The organism is Microbacterium sp. LMI13-1-1.1 (assembly GCF_040815625.1).
In the GTDB taxonomy this organism is placed as follows: domain Bacteria; phylum Actinomycetota; class Actinomycetes; order Actinomycetales; family Microbacteriaceae; genus Microbacterium; species Microbacterium forte.
Genome location: NZ_JBFPNL010000001.1, coordinates 138,455 through 155,757, shown reverse-complemented (window position 1 = coordinate 155,757; position 17,303 = coordinate 138,455). Strand labels below are relative to the sequence as shown.

Here is a 17,303-nt window from a genome sequence, read left to right as displayed (position 1 = left end):
GACTACCGTATGCCGACGACTCGTTCCTGAGCGCTCGAAGTACGATCGGGAGCGTGACCGTCGTCGACCTCTCTCCCCCGCCCTCGCGCGCTCGTCTGTGGTGGGAGATCGCCATCGTCCTCGCCCTCGGACTCGGTCAGTCCGCGGTGTATGCGATCGTGCAGCTGGCCTACCGGCTCACCGACGAGACGCCGCTGGCCGATCAGACCGCGACCCTGAATCCGTCCCGGAGCGACAGGGAGATCTTCGACCTGATCTACCAGGTCCTGTCGATCGGGTTCTCCCTCGTCCCGGTGCTGCTCGTCTGCTTCCTGCTGTGGCAGTCGTCCAGACCGCATCTGAGCAGGCTGGGTCTCGACGGCACCCGGGTCGGAGCGGATGTGGGCCGCGGGATCCTCCTGGTGGCAGCCATCGGCATCCCCGGTCTCGGTCTGTATCTCGCCGGTCGTGCCCTCGGACTCTTCGTCGCGGTGAACCCCGCGGGGCTCGACAGTCACTGGTGGACCATCCCGGTCCTTCTCCTCGCGGCAGCGCGCGCATCACTCCAGGAGGAGTTCGTGGTGCTCGGCTACCTCTTCGCCCGACTCCGGCAGCTGGGCTGGGGGTCGTGGGCGATCATTCTCACCACCTCCGTGCTGCGGGCGAGCTACCACCTCTACCAGGGTCCCGGAGCGTTCATCGGAAACCTCGCCATGGGGCTGCTCTTCGGATGGCTGTTCCAGCGCAGCGGACGGCTCATGCCGTTCCTCGTCGCGCACTTCCTGATCGACGCCACGGTGTTCGTCGGCTACCCCTGGGCGGCGGCCACCTGGCCGACGCTCTTCGGGCTTCCCGGCTGACGCAGCTCCGCGCGATCAGGCGTTCGCGATGAGGATCGACGTCACGGCCCAGATCACGATGACGCCGAGCGCGATGAGCGCCTGAGAGTCCCAGGTGCGGCGGATCGGCGCGTCCGCTGTCGAGGGGGCCGCCTGCCAGCGGTCACGGATGTCGGTGAGCTCGCGGAGGCCGGCCGGCGCCTTGGCCTCGTCGTCCTCGCGCACCTGGCGCCGAATCGGACGCGCTCTCGCAGGCCCCCCGTAACTCGAGAGCTCCGTGCCGTCCTCGAGCGAGAAGACGAGCTGCCAGCGCAGGTCGATGTCGCGGACGCGGCTCCAGCCGAAGGACGTCCGGCGCAGCATGTTCTGCACCATCGCTCCCTCGCCGTCGACACGCACGACCGAGACGAAGGCGATCTCGTACACGACCCAGAGACCGAGCAGCACCCAGGGGGCGAGCAGCAGCATCTGCCCCCATCCCGCGCGCACGACCGCATCGCCGAGCAGGAAGATCGCGAGCAGCGAGCAGAGGACGAGGGAGACAGGCCCGGAGGCCGCACGGAATCTCCGTGCGGCCTCCGGTCGAGGTTCGGTGCTCACTCTCAGTGACCGCCGAGGGTGATCGATGCACCCGGGATCGCCTTCAGCAGGCGATCCGTGTACTCCTGCTGCGGGTTGGCGAAGATCTCGTCGACGGTGCCCTGCTCGACGATCTTGCCCTTCTCCATGACGCACACGAGATCGCTCGAGACACGGACGACGGCGAGGTCGTGCGTGATGAACAGATACGTGAGCCCGAGCTCCGACTGGAGTTCGGCGAGCAGCTGCAGCACCTGATCCTGCACCAGGACGTCGAGCGCCGAGACGGCCTCATCGAGGACGATGATGTCGGGCTTGAGCGCCAGCGCACGCGCGATGGCAACACGCTGACGCTGTCCGCCCGAGAGCTCGTTCGGGTACCGGGTGGCGAGCACGCGGGGCAGCGAGACCTGGTCGAGAAGCTCCTCGACCCGCTCACGCTGAGACGCGCGGTCGCCCACGCCGTGGATCTGCAGCGGTTCGGCGATGGTGTTGCCGATGTTGCGCAGCGGGTCGAGCGAGCCGTACGGGTCCTGGAACACCGGCTGCATACGCCGACGCAGACCGAACGCCTGGGCATTCGACAGCTTCGACACATCCTGGCCGTCGATCTCGATGGTTCCACTGGTGGGTTCCTCGAGCTTCAGCACCATCTTGGCGACGGTGGACTTGCCCGACCCCGACTCGCCGACCAGCGCGAGCGTCTTGCCGCGAGGGATGGCGAACGACACGTCGTCGACCGCCCGGAACGCCTCGCTGCGGAAGCCGCCCTGACGGATCCGATAGTCCTTCGTGAGCCCCGCGACCCGCACCGTCGGCGGGATGTCCGCGAGATCCTCGAGCGTCTCGATACCCCGGTCCTCCACCACCGCCTGGATGCGCTGCGACGCGACACTCGGCGCGGCAGACACCAGGCGCTTGGTGTACGGGTGCTGCGGGTCCTCGAGGATCTGCCTGCTGGGTCCTGCCTCGACGATGTTGCCGCCGTTCATCACGATGATCTTGTCCGCACGCTCGGCCGCAAGGCCCAGGTCGTGCGTGATCAGGAGCACCGAGGTGCCCTTGTCGCGTGTGAGCGAGGCCATATGATCCAGGATCACGCGCTGCACCGTCACATCCAGAGCCGAGGTCGGCTCGTCGGCGATGAGCAGCTTCGGATCGGCCGCGAGGCCCATCCCGATCAGCGCACGCTGACGCATGCCTCCCGAGAACTGGTGCGGGAACTGGTGCAGACGCTTCTCGGCATCCGCCAGCCCGGCCTGCTGCAGCACCTCGACCGTGCGTGCCTTCGCGGCCTCGCGCCCCTGGGCGATGCCGTTCGCACGGATCGCCTCCTTCACCTGGAAGCCGATGCTCCAGACAGGGTTGAGGTTCGACATCGGGTCTTGAGGCACGAAGCCGATGTCGCGTCCGCGGACGGCCTCGATCTCGCGACGGTTGAGCGTCGTGAGCTCGCGACCTTCGAGGGTGATCGACCCGGCGGTGACCTCGCCGGTTCCCGGGAGCAGGTTCACGATGGCCGTGGCCGTCGTGGACTTGCCCGAGCCCGACTCGCCGACGATAGCGACGGTCTCGCCTGGCATGACGTCGAAGCTGACTCCGTGGAGCACTTCGCGCAGGCCGCCCTGCGTGCGGAAAGCGACCGTGAGGTCGCGGATGCTCAGCAGCGGGACCTGCTCGGTGATTCGCTCGCTCATCGGCGTGCCCTCGCCTTCGGGTCGAGGGCGTCTCTGATGAGCTCGCCCAGAGTGACGAACGCGAGCACCGCGAGGGTGAGCGCGATCGACGGATAGATGAGCGCCATGGGAGCCACTCGCAGCGAGGCCTGGGCCTTGCCGATGTCCAGCCCCCACGACATCACACCGCTGCCGAGGCCGACCCCGAGGAACGACAGAGTCGCCTCCGCGACGATCGCGGCCGCGAGGCCGAGCGTCGAGACCACGAGCAGGGGCGCGATCGCGTTCGGGACGACATGATTCAAGAGGATCTTGAACTTCGACTGCCCGAGGGCCTGCGAGGCCATGACGAAATCGGCCTGGCGTACGCGGAGCACCTCGGCTCGCACGACACGGGCGGTGGATGCCCACGCGAACCCTCCGATCGCGAACGCGAGCGTCCACACCGAACGGGAGTCGCGGAACACGGTCATCACGACGACGGCCGCGAGGATGTACGGGATCGCGAAGAAGATGTCTCCGATGCGCGAGAGGACCGAATCGAGCCATCCACCGTAGAAGCCCGCGAGTGCGCCCATGATCAGTCCGAGGATCGACGAGATCACCGTGGCGATCAGGCCGACCGCAAGAGAGGTCTGCGAACCCCAGACGATGCGGGCGTAGATGTCGCAGCCCTGGAACGTGAACCCGAGCGGATGCCCGTCGGTCGGCCCGCCGTTGCTGTTCGACAGGAAGCAGTCGTCGTTCGGCGGCGTGGACGTGAAGAGCGTCGGCCACAACGCCATCACGAGGAAGAACAGCGCCAGCACGATCGAGAACCAGAACAGCGGACGGCGACGCAGATCGAGCCAGGCGTCGCGCCAGAGGTTGCTGGGCTTGTCGGAGATGCGGACGGCGTCGACCGCGATCGACTCCGTCTCGATGGGGGCGACGTAGTGCTTCTGAGAGATGGGATCAGGCATAGCGAATCCTCGGGTCGAGCAGACCGTAGAGCAGGTCGATGAACAGGTTCACCAACACGTACAGGATGACGAACACGGTCACGAACGAGACGACCGTGGGCCCCTCACCGCGCTGGATCGCCTGGAAGAGCGTGTTTCCCACACCGGGGACGTTGAAGATGCCCTCGGTGACGGTGGCACCCACGAGCAGCACACCGAAGTTGGTGGCGGAGTTGGTGATCACCGGGATCAGGGAGTTGCGCAGCACGTGCACGGGCAGCACGCGATTGCGCGAGAGTCCCTTGCTGTAGGCCGTGCGAACCCAGTCCTGGTTCAGGGTCTCGATGACCGAGCTCCGCATCAGACGCATACTCACCGCGTAGAGACTGAATCCGAGCACGATGGCGGGGAGCCAGAGCCCACCCCAGTCGTTGTCGGCACCGACCGTTGGCTTGAACCAGCCCCATTGGATCGCCAGGAAGTACTGGGCGAGGAACGCGACGACGAAGATCGGAATCGCGATCGCGACGAGAGCGATGATCAGCGAGACGTTGTCGAAGAGCTTGCCCTTGCGCAGCGCCGAGATCGTGCCGATGATGATCGCCAGGGTGAACTCGATGCCGATCGCCATCACAGCGAGACGCCCCGTGACGGGCAATGTCGCGGCGAGCACCGCAGAGACGGGGCGACCGGAGTAGGTCATGCCCAGATCACCCTGGAACACACCGGTGATGTAGTACCAGTACTGCACGAGGAACGGCTCATTCAGGTGGTACTGCTCGCGAAGCTGTGCCACGACCGCCGGGCTCGGCGTCTTGTCGCCGAACAGGGCGAGGATCGGGTCGCCGGGCATGGCGAACACCAGGAAATAGATGAGCAGGGTGGCTCCGAAGAAGACCGGGATCACCTGCAGAAGACGTCTCAGAATGTAACCGAGCATCCGCTTGTCCCTTCTTTGAGGGGTGAGAAAGTCGCGTGGACACAAGCCTGTGAGGCGGTGACGAAGAATCGTCACCGCCTCACAGGTGAAGTGCCGTCAGACTTACTCGCCGGCCTTCGTGATCGCGTAGTACAGCGGAACCGAGTTCCAGCCGAACGTGACGTTGTCCACGCTCTCGCCGAAGCCGCCGGTCACGTTCGAGTACCACAGCGGGATCGCGGGAAGATCCTTGAACAGGACCTCCTGCGCCTTGGTGAAGTCCTCGATCTGCGCGTCGGCGTCGGGGTTGCTGATACCGGCCTTGATGAGGTCGTCGAACTCGGGGTTCGAGTAGTCACCGTCGTTCGAGCCGGCGCCGGTCGCGTAGAGCGGTCCGAGGAAGTTGTACAGACCCGGGTAGTCGGCCTGCCAGCCCGAGCGCGCAGCCGTGGTGATGCTGCGGTCGTTGATCTTCGTACGAAGATCCTGGAAGGTCGGGTACGGGTCGCCCGATGCCTCGATGCCGAGCGTGTTCTTGATGCTGTTGCTCACCGCGTCGACCCAGGCGTCATGCCCACCGTCGGAGTTGTAAGCGATCTTGAACTCGCCGTCCCACGGCGAGATGGCGTCGGCCTCGGCCCACAGCTTCTTCGCCTCGTCGGGGTTGTACTCGAGGACCTCGCTGCCGGGAACCGAGTCGGACCAGCCGTCGATCACCGGGGAGGTGAAGTCGGCTGCCGGGGTGCGGGTGCCCGAGAAGATCGTCTCGGTGATCTCTTCGCGGTTGATCGCCATCGACAGCGCCTGACGACGCAGCTGGCCCTCTTCGCCGCTGAAGTGCGGGAGGAACTGGCCGATCGTGAACGACTGGAAGACCGCAGACGGCTGGTTGACGGCGCGATCGCCGAGCTCGTCCTGGAAGACAGGGAGGGAGCCGGTCGGGATCGCGTCGATCACGTCGACGTCTCCACCCTGCAGGTCGGCGTATGCCGCTTCCTGCGTGGCGTAGAACTTGATGGTCAGACCGCCGTTGGCCGCCTTGCGGGGGCCGTCGTAGTCGTCGTTGCGCACGAGGTCGATCTGCACGTCGTGCTGCCACGCGTCTTCGCCGTCGATCATGTACGGGCCGTTGCCGATCGGGAACTGGCCGAAGGCCTCCATGTCCTCGAAGGCGGCGTCGGGCAGCGGGTAGAAGGCCGAGTATCCGAGACGCAGAGCGAAGTCGGAGGCCGGCTTGTTCAGCGCGATCGTGAAGGTGTAGTCGTCGACCTGCTTGAGGCCGGCCATGTCGCCCTGCGCGCCGAAGACATCGTCATCGGGGTTCGCGGGGTCACCGGCGTCGTTGATGAAGCCCTCGATGTCCTCGAAGAAGTAGCCCGAGAGCTGAGCGTTCTCAGCCTGAGCGCCGTAGTTCCACGCCTTGATGAAGTTGTCGGCGGTGACTTCTTCACCGTCGGTGAAGGTCAGGCCTTCCTTGATCTTGACGGTGAGGTTCTGCGGGTCCTCCGTGGTGATCTCCTCAGCGACGTCGTTGACGGGCTTGCCGTCGGCGTCGTAGTAGATCAGACCGGCGAAGATCTCGTCGAGGATCTTTCCGCCACCCACCTCGTTGGTGTTGGTGGGGATCAGCGGGTTCTCGGGCTCCGAGCCGTTCGTCGTGATGATGGCGTCCGCGTCACCGGTTGCACCGGATCCGCCGTCGCCGTCGTCGCTTCCACCGCTCGCGCAGCCCGCGAGCGCCAGGGCGCCGATCGCGAACAACGCAGTGCCCGCAAGGGCGATCTTGTTGCGCTTCACTTTGTGTCCTCCTGTGGACGGGTATTCATCAGACTGCGCGCTCATCGTCGAACGCGTAGGGATAGTTGACTGTAACCCGCGATTCAGGGGACTCCGCTCTCGGCTAATGAACCGTTACTGAGTGGTGATCAACTGAAACATCCCTGAAACACGCGGAAATGCACGGAAACGAGCGACGGCGTCGCGTCCGGATGGACGCGACGCCGTCGCTCGTCAGGATTCGTCTCAGGCGAACGCCTCGATCGGCGGGCAGGCGCACACGAGGTTGCGATCGCCGTACGCCTGATCGATGCGGCGCACCGGCGGCCAGTACTTGCCTGCCACGAGAGCGTGCACCGGGTAGGCCGCGTCCTCTCGCGTGTAGGCGTGGTTCCACTCCCCCGCGATCAGCGAGACCGCGGTGTGCGGAGCGTTGACCAGCGGGTTGTCGTCCGCGGGCCAGCGCCCGGCGGCGACGGCATCCGCCTCGGCCTTGATCATGATCATGGCCTCGATGAACCGCTCGATCTCGCCGAGGTCCTCGGACTCCGTGGGTTCCACCATGAGCGTGCCCGCGACGGGGAACGACATGGTCGGTGCGTGGAAGCCGTAGTCGATGAGTCGCTTCGCCACATCGTCGACCGTTACTCCGGTCTCCTCTCGGAGGGGCCGCAGGTCGAGGATGCACTCGTGCGCCACCCGACCGTCTTCTCCCGCGTACAGCACCGGGAAGTGCTCGCCGAGGCGCGCTGCGATGTAGTTCGCCGACAGCACGGCCGCTGCGGTCGCATGGCGGAGGCCGTCCGCCCCCATCATCCGCACGTACGACCAGGAGATCGGCAGGATGCCGGCCGACCCGTACGGCGCGGCGGACACGGCGCCACCCTCGAAGACGAATCCGCCCGCATGCTCCGCGCGCTGAGCGAGCGGGTGCGACGGCAGGTACGGAGCGAGGTGCGCCTTCGCAGCGACGGGGCCGACGCCCGGGCCCCCACCGCCGTGCGGGATCGCGAACGTCTTGTGCAGGTTGAGATGTGAGACGTCGCCGCCGAGATCGCCGAAGCGGGCGTAGCCGAGCAGCGCGTTGAGGTTCGCGCCGTCGACGTAGACCTGTCCGCCGGCGTCGTGCACGGCGGTCGTGATCTCCACCACGTCCTGCTCGTACACGCCGTGGGTCGACGGGTAGGTGATCATCAGAGCGGAGAGCTCGTCGGCGTGCGCCGCGATCTTCGCCCGCAGGTCGCCGAGGTCGACGTTGCCGAGCTCGTCGCAGGCCACGACGACGACCTTCATTCCGGCGAGCACCGCCGACGCCGCGTTCGTGCCGTGCGCGGACGACGGGATCAGGCACACGGTGCGCTGGGTGTCGCCGTTCGCGAGGTGGTAGCCGCGGATAGCGAGCAGGCCCGCGAGCTCACCCTGCGAACCCGCGTTCGGCTGCAGCGACACGGCGTCGTATCCGGTGACCTCGGCGAGCCACGCCTCGAGCTGCGTGATCATGTCGAGGTACCCCTCGACGTCGGATGCCGGGGCGAACGGGTGGATGCCCGCGAACTCGGGCCACGTGATCGACGCCATCTCGGTCGCCGCGTTGAGCTTCATCGTGCACGAGCCGAGCGGGATCATGCCGCGGTCGAGCGCATAGTCGCGGTCGGCCAGGCTCTTGAGGTAGCGCATCATCGCGGTCTCGCTGCGGTGAGCGTGGAAGACCGGATGCGTGAGGTAGTCGTCCTGACGGAGCAGGTCGGCGGGAAGGCCGCCCTGCGATCCTGAGCCGAAGAACCCGAAGGCGCGCTCCCGTGCTCCACCGAACACCTGAGCCACCTGGTGGAGCTCGGCGACCGTCGTGGTCTCGTCGACCGAGATCCCGATCGTGTCGTCGTCCGCGGCGTGCAGCAGGATGCCGAACTCGTGGTGAGCCTGCTCCGCATACTCCGCCGCGCGCCCGGGCACCCGCACCTGCAGGGTGTCGAAGAACGAGTCGTGGACGATGTCAGAGCCTGCGTCGACGAGCCAGTCGCGCAGCATCACGGTCTTGGCCGCGACCTCCCGAGCGATCGCCTTGAGCCCGTCGGGTCCGTGGTACACCGCGTACATCGATGCCATGACGGCGAGCAGCACCTGCGCGGTGCAGATGTTGCTGGTCGCCTTCTCCCGGCGGATGTGCTGCTCGCGGGTCTGCAGAGACAGTCGGTACGCCGGCTTGCCGTCCGCATCGACCGAGACGCCCACAAGGCGCCCCGGCAGCTGCCGCTCGAGTCCTGCACGCACGGCCATGTAGCCCGCGTGCGGCCCTCCGAAGCCGATCGGCACGCCGAAGCGCTGCGTGGTGCCGACCGCGACATCCGCACCGAGCGAACCGGGCGACGAGATGAGGGTGAGAGCGAGCAGGTCGGCTGCGACGACGGCGAGCCCGCCTGCGAGGTGCGCGGCGTCGATCACGGCGCTCGGGTCCCAGACGCGCCCTGAGGCGCCGGGGTACTGGACGAACACACCGAAAAGCTCGGAGGGTAGCTCCTCGCCGGCGGCGAAGTCGACCGTCACGAGCTCGATGCCCACGGCCTCGGCGCGGGTCTCGAGCAGCGCCTTGGTCTGCGGGAACGCATCTGCGTCGACGGCGAAGACGTTCGACGCCTTCTTGGATGCGCGACGTGCCAGCAGCATCCCCTCGACGACAGCGGTCGACTCGTCGAGCATCGACGCGTTGGCCGTGGTGAGACCGGTGAGCTCGGCCACCATGGTCTGGAAGTTGATGAGCGCCTCGAGACGACCCTGCGAGATCTCCGGCTGGTACGGCGTGTAGGCGGTGTACCAGGAGGGGTTCTCGAGCACGTTGCGCTGGATCACCTGAGGGGTGACGGTGCCGTAGTAGCCGAGGCCGATCATCGGCCGGTTCACCGTGTTGCGAGCGGCGATCGCCCGCAGCTCGGCGAGCGCCTCGGTCTCGCTCGCCGCGCGCGGGATGACCGAGTCCGTGGAGGCGGGGGTGAAGATCGAGGCGGGTACGGCCTGGCGCATCAGCGCCTCGACGGGGCTCCAGTCCTCGAGCTCAGACTCGACGCCGAGGGCATCGAGCATCTGACGCTGGGCGGCGGCGGTGGTTCCGATATGACGATCGGCGAAAGAGACCACTGGTCGATCAGCCCTCCGTGAGAGCGACGTACGCGTCGCGGTCCATCAGGCCGTCGAGCGCACCGGCACCGACGGAGACCTTGATGAGCCAGCCTCCGGCGAACGGCTCGGCGTTCACGAGCGAGGGGTCGTCGACGACGGAGTCGTTGATCTCGACGATCGTGCCCGTGACCGGGGCGTAGAGCTCGCCGACCGACTTGGTCGACTCGATCTCGCCCACGACCGAACCGGCGGTGACCTCGGTGCCGACAGCCGGGAGCTCGACGAAGACGACGTCTCCGAGCTTGTCGGCCGCATAGTCGGTGATGCCGATGGTCACGGTGTCGCCGTCAGCGGCGATCCACTCGTGCTCGTCGGTATAGCGCAGTGCGTTGAGGTCGGTCATTTGGTCCTCCGGTAGAAAGGCAGAGCGGTCACGGTCGCGGGGATCCTGGTTCCCCGCACATCAAGGAATACTGCGGTTCCCGCCGCAGCGGAAGAAGGGGCGACGTAGGCCATTGCGATCGGATGGCCGAGTGTCGGGCTCAGGGCGCCACTCGTGATCTCACCCAGGACGACACCGTCTGCGTCGACCACGGAGTAGCCCGCCCGTCCGGCGCGCTTGCCCTCGGCGACGAGACCGACGAGAACCGGAGCGTCGGATGCGGCATCCACCGCTCCCTTGCCGATGAAGTCCTCTTTGTCGGACACGACGACGCGACCGAGCCCGGCCTGCGACGGCTTCGTCTCGCGGGAGAGCTCGTGGCCGTAGAGCGGCATGCCCGCTTCGAGTCGGAGAGTGTCGCGCGCGGCGAGGCCGGCGGGCACGAGTCCGTGCTTCTGTCCGGCTTCGGTGAGTGCGTCCCAGAGTGCAGGGGCATCGGCGACACGCACGAGCAGTTCGAAGCCGTCTTCGCCGGTGTACCCGGTGCGGGCGAGGAGAAGCGGCGCCCCCAGGAACATCGCGTCGGCCCACGCGTAGTACTTCTGCTCCCCCCACGGAGTACTGAGGTCGGTGATGCCGGCCGTCGACGAGACGATCGCCTCGGATGCGGGGCCCTGCACGGCGAGCAGCGCGTACTCGTCGGAGACGTCCTCGACGTCGACCCCGCGATCTCCGAGGAAGCCCTCGAAAGTGCGGTCCTCCCCTGCGGCGAGCGGCGCACGTTCACGTTCGATCCGCGAGGGGAACGAGCGCACTCGTGACGCGAACGCCGAGTCGACGAATCCGCGGTTGCCCGCGTTCGCGATCACGAGGAAGCGGTCCTCGGCGAGCCGGTAGACGATGACGTCGTCGATGATCCCGCCGTCGTCCGCGAGCATCAGCGAGTACTTCGCCTTGCCCACGGGCATCGCGGAGAGTCGTCCGGCCAGGGAGTAGTCGAGGAACTCGCCGGCGAAGTCGCCGGTGACCAGGAACTCGGCCATGTGCGAGATGTCGAAGATCCCGGCGGCCTGCCGCACGGCGTGGTGCTCGGCGAGGTCGGATGTGTAGCGCACCGGCATCTGCCAGCCGCCGAAGTCGGTGAACGAGGCGCCGAGCGCCTCATGGCGCTCACGGAGCGGGGTGTAGCGAGGGTCGGACATGGAGTTCTCCCGGGCTGGGTCGGGCGGAACAGCGCAGACGCCGTTCCTCGGAACTCCCCCTCTGTCATGGGCCTGAGAGCTTCGCCCAGAGACTGGGCTTTCACCGTCGGCGGACCGCCGGCGAAGAGACGGAGACGCGCAGAATGCATGTCGCCAGGGTTTCGACTCGGGCGCCTCCGGCGGCCTCGCTCAACCCGATTTCTCGCTTCGCTGGAAATCGCTTTTCAGAGTGGCCGGAACCGCGCGGTACGCGTACCTGAGAGATTGGCGGGGAGGCTTGCTCCTTCGGTGCCCGGCTGCGTTCGCCGGGGCTCTCCCGCGTGGGTCATTCGGCCTGTCTTCACTTGTGGGATCAGTCTAGCGGGTCGTGTGCTCCGAGACGGATGCCGTTCCGGTCGCCCTTCGTGCCGCGCGAACGAGTGGCCGGCGGCACGAAGGGGGACCGGGACGGATGCTCAGCGACCGGCGAGCTCCGCCCTGACCTCATCCCGGAGGCGGCCGAGGTTCTCGGGCTCCGGCGCCGCCCCGAGGAGCGTCTTCGTGTACTCGTGCTGCGGATTGAGGATGACCTCGTCAGCGGGCCCGCGCTCGACGACGTCGCCCTTGTAGAGCACCATGATCTCGTCGCTGAAGTGCCGAGCCGTCGCGAGGTCGTGCGTGATGTAGAGCACGCCGAGATTCTCCTCCCGCTGCAGGTCGGCCAGCAGGTTGAGCACGCCCAGCCGGATCGAGACGTCGAGCATCGAGACGGGCTCATCGGCGACGATGAAGCGTGCCCCCGGCGCGAGCGCCCGCGCGATCGCCACACGCTGACGCTGACCTCCGGACAGCTCATGCGGGCGGCGCTCGGCGAAGCTCTCGCCGGGTGACAGCCGCACGCGCTCGAGCAGCTCGATGGCGCGCGCACGCACTTCCCCACCGGAGAGCTTGGGGTGGTGGAGCCTGATCGGGCGCTCCAGGTGGTGGACGATCGTGTGGAAGGGGTTCAGCGAGGCGAAAGGATCCTGGAAGACCATCTGCACCTGCGAGCGGTAGTCCTCGACTGCGCGGCCCCGCATGCCCGCATCCTTGCCGTCGAGCAGGATCTGCCCGCTGGTCGGAGTCTCGAGCTTCATCAGCATCCGCGCGATGGTCGATTTGCCCGACCCCGATTCGCCCACGAGGGCGATCGTCTTGCCCGCTTCGATCGTGAACGAGACGTCCTTGACCGCGTGGAGGGTCGATGTCTTGAGCCCGGATCGCAGGGTGAAGTCCTTCACCAGGTTGCGGGCTTCGAGGGTGGGAGCACTCATCGGATCTCCTCCTGACTGGGCTGGTTGCCGGTGCGGACGAAGTCTCCGCGCTCGCCGGTCAGACTCGGGAAGCTCGACAGCAGCTTCTTCGTGTACTCGTGCTGAGGCGTGCGGTAGATCTCCTCGGCGGTGCCCTCTTCCACGATCTGGCCCTGCAGCATCACGGCGATGCGGTCGCTGATCTCGATCAGCATCGGCAGGTCGTGCGTGATGAAGATCACTGCGAACCCGAGCCGCTCGCGCAGCCGCATGATCTCGCGGATGATCCCGCGCTGCACCACGACGTCGAGCGCGGTGGTGGGCTCGTCCATGATCATGACCTGCGGATCCAGTGCGAGCGCCATGGCGATCATCATGCGCTGACGCATGCCGCCGGAGAGCTCATGCGGGAAGCTCGTGAGCCTCGACGGGTCGACCCCGACCAGAGTCAGCAGCTCTTCGGCCCGAGCCTGCTTGTCCTTCTTGGACATTCCGGGACGATGCGTGTCGAAGATGTCGAAGATCTGCGCCTTGACGCTGATCACCGGGTTGAGCGAGTTCATCGCCCCCTGGAACACCATCGAGATCTTGTCCCAGCGGAACGCGCGCAGACCGTCGCCGTCGAGCGCGACGATATCGATGTCGTGCCCGTCGCGGTCGTGGAACACGATCTCGCCGCTCGTCATGAGCGCTGGCGCCTTGAGCAGCCGGTTCATGCCGTAGGCGAGGGTGGTCTTGCCGCAGCCCGATTCGCCGGCCAGCCCCAGGATCTCTCCTCGGTTGAGAGTGAGCGAGACGTTGCGAACCGCCTTGACGGGCGGGTCCACCTCGTACTCGATCGACACGTTGCGTGCGGTGAGCACGGCATCCGGAGCGCTCATACAGCGACCCCTTTCGTCTTGGCCGCCTTGCGCACGCGTCGAGCGGCGTCGGGTGCATTGCGCAGCTTGGGGTTGATGACCTCGTCGATCGCGAAGTTGATCAGGGCGAGACCCGCACCGAGCATCGCGATCATGACACCCGGAGGCACGAACCACCACCACGCACCTCGTCCGAGCGCCTGACCCGACTGCGCGTCGTTGAGGATGGTGCCCCAGGTGATCGAGGAGTTCGGTCCGAGGCCGAGATACGAGAGGCCGGCCTCACCGAGGATGGCGAAGATGATCGCGAACAGGAACTGGGCCGTGAGCAGCGGCAGCAGGTTCGGCATGATCTCGACCAGGATCACCCGGAAGGATCGCTCCCCGGCGACTTTGGACGCGTAGACGTAGTCGCGGGTGCGCAGCGATCGCGTCTGCAGCCGGAGCACGTAGGCGGCCCCGGCCCAGGAGGTGATGCCGAGCACGAAGGCGACGAGCTGCCAGCTTCGCTGCGGGACGAAGGACGAGATCACCATCACGAGCGGCAGGCCGGGGATCACGATCATCACGTTCGTCAGGAGCGCGAGAGTGTCTTCACGCCATCCGCCGAGGTAGCCGGCGAGAACGCCGAACAGCAGGGACAGGATGATGGCGATGCCGCCCGCCACCACGCCGACCAGGAGCGAGCCCTGGGCGCCGATGGCGAGCTGGGCGAACATGTCGTTGCCGAGCTTGGTGGTGCCGAGCCAGTGCTCCGGCGACGGCGGGAGCAGAGCCGGGTTGTCGGTGCTCCGCGGGTTCTGCGAGAACATCGGCGCGATGATCGCGAACAGGACGATCGCGATCACGATCGTCGCCCCGGTGATGAACTTCGGCGAGGTCGTCGGGAGCACCCTCCGGCGCTTGCGTCCCCGCTGCGTGGCCAACGAGATCGTGCTCGCAGGCTGGGTCATGGGCTGATCCTTGGTGATCAGGACTGCGTTCTCGGTGTCAGACATTCTGGCGCGCCCTCGGGTCGATGAATCCATAGACGAGGTCCATGATGAAGTTGGCGGCGAGCACCGTGATGGTGATGACGAGGAAGAGCCCCTGCATCAGCGCATAGTCGTTGTTCGTGACCGCCTGGAACATCAGCTTCCCGATGCCCGGGTAGGTGAACACCTGCTCCATGACGATGGAACCGGCCACCACGAAGCCCAGGGTGATCGAGAAGCCGGCGATCGACGGGATCGCGGCGTTGCGTGCCGCGTAGGTCGTCATGATGCGACGAGGACGGAGCCCCTTGGCCTCGGCCGTGAGCACGTAGTCCTCGGCCATGGTCTGCACCATCATGTTGCGCATGCCGAACATCCACCCGCCGACCGATGAGATGACGATGGTCAGCGCGGGCAGGATCGCGTGCGAGAGCGCGTCCGTGAAGAACGCCCAGGTCGGTTCGGGGCCATCCGGGAAATCGAACACGTCGTAGCCCCCGAAGATCGGGAACCAGCCGAGCCCGACGGCGAACACCGAGACGAGGAGCAGCGCCATCCAGAAGTACGGGATGGACTGCAGCACGGTGGTCGCCGGGATCAGGTGATCGACCCAGGTTCCGCGCTTCCATCCGGCCCAGGCGCCGAGCACGACGCCGAGGATGAAGGAGATCACGGTCACCGTGCCGACGAGGATGAGCGTCCAGGGCAGGGCCTGCCCGATCAGCTCACTCACCGGGGCCGGGAACTTGGTGACGGAGATGCCCAGGTCGCCCTGGAACATGCGTCCCCAGTACGCGATGTACTGCTCCCAGAGAGACGAGTCGTCGCCGCCGAGCAGCAGCTTGATGTTGCGGATCGTGGTCTCGGAGACCTCGCCGCCCGCTCGCTGCATCTTGGCGATCATGATGTCCGCCGGGTTCCCCGGCATGAGCCGGGGAAGCAGGAAGTTGAGTGAGATCGCGGCCCACAGCGTGAACGCGTAGAACCCGATTCTTCGTGCATAGAACTTCATGTCACTGACCGTGCTTCCTGCTCCCCCGTCTTCATGTGCTTACTTGACCGGCTCGAGCTGCGTCAGGACGTAGCCCGCCGCGATCGCTCCCCAGGACGGCGGGAAGGCGTAGAGGTCCTCCTCCGTCGGCCATCCCGTGAAGTCCTTCGTGTTGTAGAAGGTCTGGGTCGCGTTGATCACGAGCGGGATGTAGGGCAGGTCACGGACGATCTCGGTCTGGATCGTGCCGTACAGCTCCTTCTTCTCCGCCTCGTCGTTCGTGCTGACGGCGGCCTGGATCGCCTGGTCCACGACCGGGTTGCTGTAGCGGCTGAAGTTCCAGCGGCCTGCCGGCACCTCAGTGCCGACCGCAGCCGTCGACTCGACGGCCGTGCCGCCGAACCAGTCGCGGTAGATCTGGAACGGGTCGGCGACCGAGGTGCCGATGACTCCGCCGACGATGAGCTGGAAGTCGCCGCCCTGACGGGCGTCGGAGAACTCCTGCCACTGCACGGTGGATGCCGTGACCTTGATGCCGGCCGCCTCCGCCTGCTCGGCGATCAGCTTGGCGGCGTCGTTGTAGTCGGTCCATCCGTCGACCGAGATCAGGCTGAGCTCGACGGGCACGCCGTCCTTCTCGTAGATGCCGCTCGATCCCTTGGTGTAGCCGGCGGCCTCGAGGATCTCGCCCGCCTCATCGGCGTTCGCCTCCTGAGGGCTGACCTCGTTGGCGGAGTCCGCGACCCACTTCTCGTCGCGCGGCAGCAGTGCGAAGGTGGGCGAGATGTCGCCGGTCAGGCCGACGAACGCCTTGTCCTTGATCGCGGTGCGGTCGATCGCGACGTTGAGCGCCTGGCGAACGGCCACGTCCGTCTGGGGACCGGTGCAGCCGAGCTCGGTGTTCGAGCAGGTGTACAGCACGGTCGGGTCCTGCGGGGTGTTGATCCAGTCGATCGCTCCGTTGCCCGTCACGTCGTCGGGGTTCGGGATGAACATTCCGGTCCAGTCGAGCTTGCCCGCGGCGAGCAGGTCCTGAGCGGTCTGGTTGTTGTCGACGGCGATGTACTGGACCTTCTTGACGCCGAGCTCGTCGGCATCGCGGAAGTTCTCGTTGGCCACGAGCGTGTACGACTCACTCGTCGTCTTGTCGACCACGTAAGCGCCCGAGCCGACCGGCTCCTCGTTGGCGAAGTTCGCGAAGTCGGTGACCTCCGACCACACGTGCTCGGGGAGGATGTAGGTCGAGCCGAGTCGCTGGAACTCGGTCGTGTACTGCGCGGTCGTGTAGGTGAGCACGACGGTGGTGTCGTCGGTCGCCTCGGCGGAGACGAGGCCGTTGCCCTCGGGGTTGTTCGCCTCGTAGGTGAACGAGAACGCGACGTCGGCCGCGGTGAGCGGCTCTCCGTCGCTCCACTTGAGGTCGGGCTTGATCGTGATCGTGATCGCCGTGCCGTCCTCGTTGTACTCGAAGGAGTCGCCGATCAGGCCGACCGGTTCGGCATCCGCCGTCTTGTTGTAGAAGAACAGCGGCTCGTAGATCGGCCCGAGCGCACCGTGGAGCACGGTCGGTGCGAACGGATTGTAGTTCGCGGTGATGGGGGTCTGACTGCCGGCCCACACGCGAAGAGCCCGGTCGCCGTCGCCACCGCTCCCCTCGTTGCCGCCGCCTGCGCCACAGGCTGTCAAACCCAGGGCGAGGACGGATGCCCCCGCCACAGCGGTGAGCGCGATCTTGCGCCTTCCGTTACGGATCATTCTGTATTTCCTCTCGGTGCTGCACTGCAGGAGGGATCTCCGGGA

At 66.6% G+C, this 17,303-nt stretch carries 14 protein-coding genes and 1 riboswitch; of the genes, 1 reads left to right on the top strand and 13 read right to left on the bottom strand.

The window, feature by feature from the left end; translation table 11 throughout:
• Window positions 1–53: 53 nt before the first annotated feature.
• A complete protein-coding gene (locus MRBLMI13_RS00745; protein ID WP_367821137.1) occupies window positions 54–839 on the top strand; it encodes a CPBP family intramembrane glutamic endopeptidase in 786 nt (261 codons plus the stop codon).
• A gap of 15 nt (window positions 840–854) precedes the next feature.
• Here the strand turns inward: MRBLMI13_RS00745 and MRBLMI13_RS00740 are convergent, their stop codons facing one another.
• The 13 genes from MRBLMI13_RS00740 to MRBLMI13_RS00680 all read right to left on the bottom strand — a co-directional run bounded on the left by MRBLMI13_RS00740 (window position 855) and on the right by MRBLMI13_RS00680 (window position 17,258).
• On the bottom strand, window positions 855–1,418 hold the full coding sequence (locus MRBLMI13_RS00740) for a PH domain-containing protein (protein ID WP_367821139.1): 564 nt from the start codon (window positions 1,416–1,418) through the stop codon (window positions 855–857).
• A 2-nt stretch (window positions 1,419–1,420) separates the two neighbouring features.
• Window positions 1,421–3,094 (bottom strand): dipeptide ABC transporter ATP-binding protein, encoded by a 1,674-nt coding sequence (locus MRBLMI13_RS00735; protein ID WP_367821141.1) that lies wholly within the window; start codon window positions 3,092–3,094, stop codon window positions 1,421–1,423.
• The gene (locus tag MRBLMI13_RS00730; RefSeq protein ID WP_309687133.1) at window positions 3,091–4,035 is read right to left on the bottom strand and encodes an ABC transporter permease; all 945 of its coding nucleotides are present in this window, start codon (window positions 4,033–4,035) and stop codon (window positions 3,091–3,093) included. The genes MRBLMI13_RS00735 and MRBLMI13_RS00730 overlap by 4 nt, the downstream gene beginning before the upstream one ends.
• Window positions 4,028–4,954 carry an ABC transporter permease gene (locus tag MRBLMI13_RS00725; RefSeq protein WP_309687130.1) on the bottom strand — a complete coding sequence of 309 codons (927 nt, stop codon included), beginning with the start codon at window positions 4,952–4,954 and terminating at the stop codon, window positions 4,028–4,030. The genes MRBLMI13_RS00730 and MRBLMI13_RS00725 overlap by 8 nt, the downstream gene beginning before the upstream one ends.
• A 102-nt stretch (window positions 4,955–5,056) precedes the next feature.
• Window positions 5,057–6,730: a peptide ABC transporter substrate-binding protein gene (locus tag MRBLMI13_RS00720; protein ID WP_309687127.1), complete on the bottom strand. Its 1,674-nt coding sequence runs from the start codon at window positions 6,728–6,730 to the stop codon at window positions 5,057–5,059.
• A gap of 225 nt (window positions 6,731–6,955) precedes the next feature.
• Window positions 6,956–9,787, bottom strand: a complete 2,832-nt coding sequence (gene gcvP / locus MRBLMI13_RS00715; RefSeq protein ID WP_414685946.1) for an aminomethyl-transferring glycine dehydrogenase — start codon at window positions 9,785–9,787, stop codon at window positions 6,956–6,958.
• Between the two features lie 61 nt (window positions 9,788–9,848).
• On the bottom strand, window positions 9,849–10,226 hold the full coding sequence (gene gcvH / locus MRBLMI13_RS00710) for a glycine cleavage system protein GcvH (protein WP_042542013.1): 378 nt from the start codon (window positions 10,224–10,226) through the stop codon (window positions 9,849–9,851).
• Window positions 10,223–11,407 carry a glycine cleavage system aminomethyltransferase GcvT gene (locus tag MRBLMI13_RS00705; protein WP_367821146.1) on the bottom strand — a complete coding sequence of 395 codons (1,185 nt, stop codon included), beginning with the start codon at window positions 11,405–11,407 and terminating at the stop codon, window positions 10,223–10,225. Before MRBLMI13_RS00705 ends, gcvH begins: the two co-directional genes overlap by 4 nt.
• Before the next feature lie 234 nt (window positions 11,408–11,641).
• Window positions 11,642–11,736, bottom strand: a riboswitch (glycine riboswitch).
• Between the two features lie 126 nt (window positions 11,737–11,862).
• Window positions 11,863–12,699: an ATP-binding cassette domain-containing protein gene (locus MRBLMI13_RS00700; RefSeq protein WP_367821148.1), complete on the bottom strand. Its 837-nt coding sequence runs from the start codon at window positions 12,697–12,699 to the stop codon at window positions 11,863–11,865.
• On the bottom strand, window positions 12,696–13,559 hold the full coding sequence (locus MRBLMI13_RS00695) for an ABC transporter ATP-binding protein (RefSeq protein WP_042542016.1): 864 nt from the start codon (window positions 13,557–13,559) through the stop codon (window positions 12,696–12,698). Before MRBLMI13_RS00695 ends, MRBLMI13_RS00700 begins: the two co-directional genes overlap by 4 nt.
• Entirely contained in the window at window positions 13,556–14,491 is a 936-nt protein-coding gene (locus MRBLMI13_RS00690; RefSeq protein WP_367821150.1) for an ABC transporter permease, read from the bottom strand. The genes MRBLMI13_RS00695 and MRBLMI13_RS00690 overlap by 4 nt, the downstream gene beginning before the upstream one ends.
• Window positions 14,492–14,528: 37 nt before the next feature.
• Complete coding sequence (locus tag MRBLMI13_RS00685) at window positions 14,529–15,524, bottom strand: ABC transporter permease (protein ID WP_042542018.1); 996 nt, start codon at window positions 15,522–15,524, stop codon at window positions 14,529–14,531.
• A 39-nt stretch (window positions 15,525–15,563) separates the two neighbouring features.
• Window positions 15,564–17,258 carry an ABC transporter substrate-binding protein gene (locus tag MRBLMI13_RS00680; protein ID WP_309687114.1) on the bottom strand — a complete coding sequence of 565 codons (1,695 nt, stop codon included), beginning with the start codon at window positions 17,256–17,258 and terminating at the stop codon, window positions 15,564–15,566.
• Window positions 17,259–17,303 lie beyond the last annotated feature (45 nt).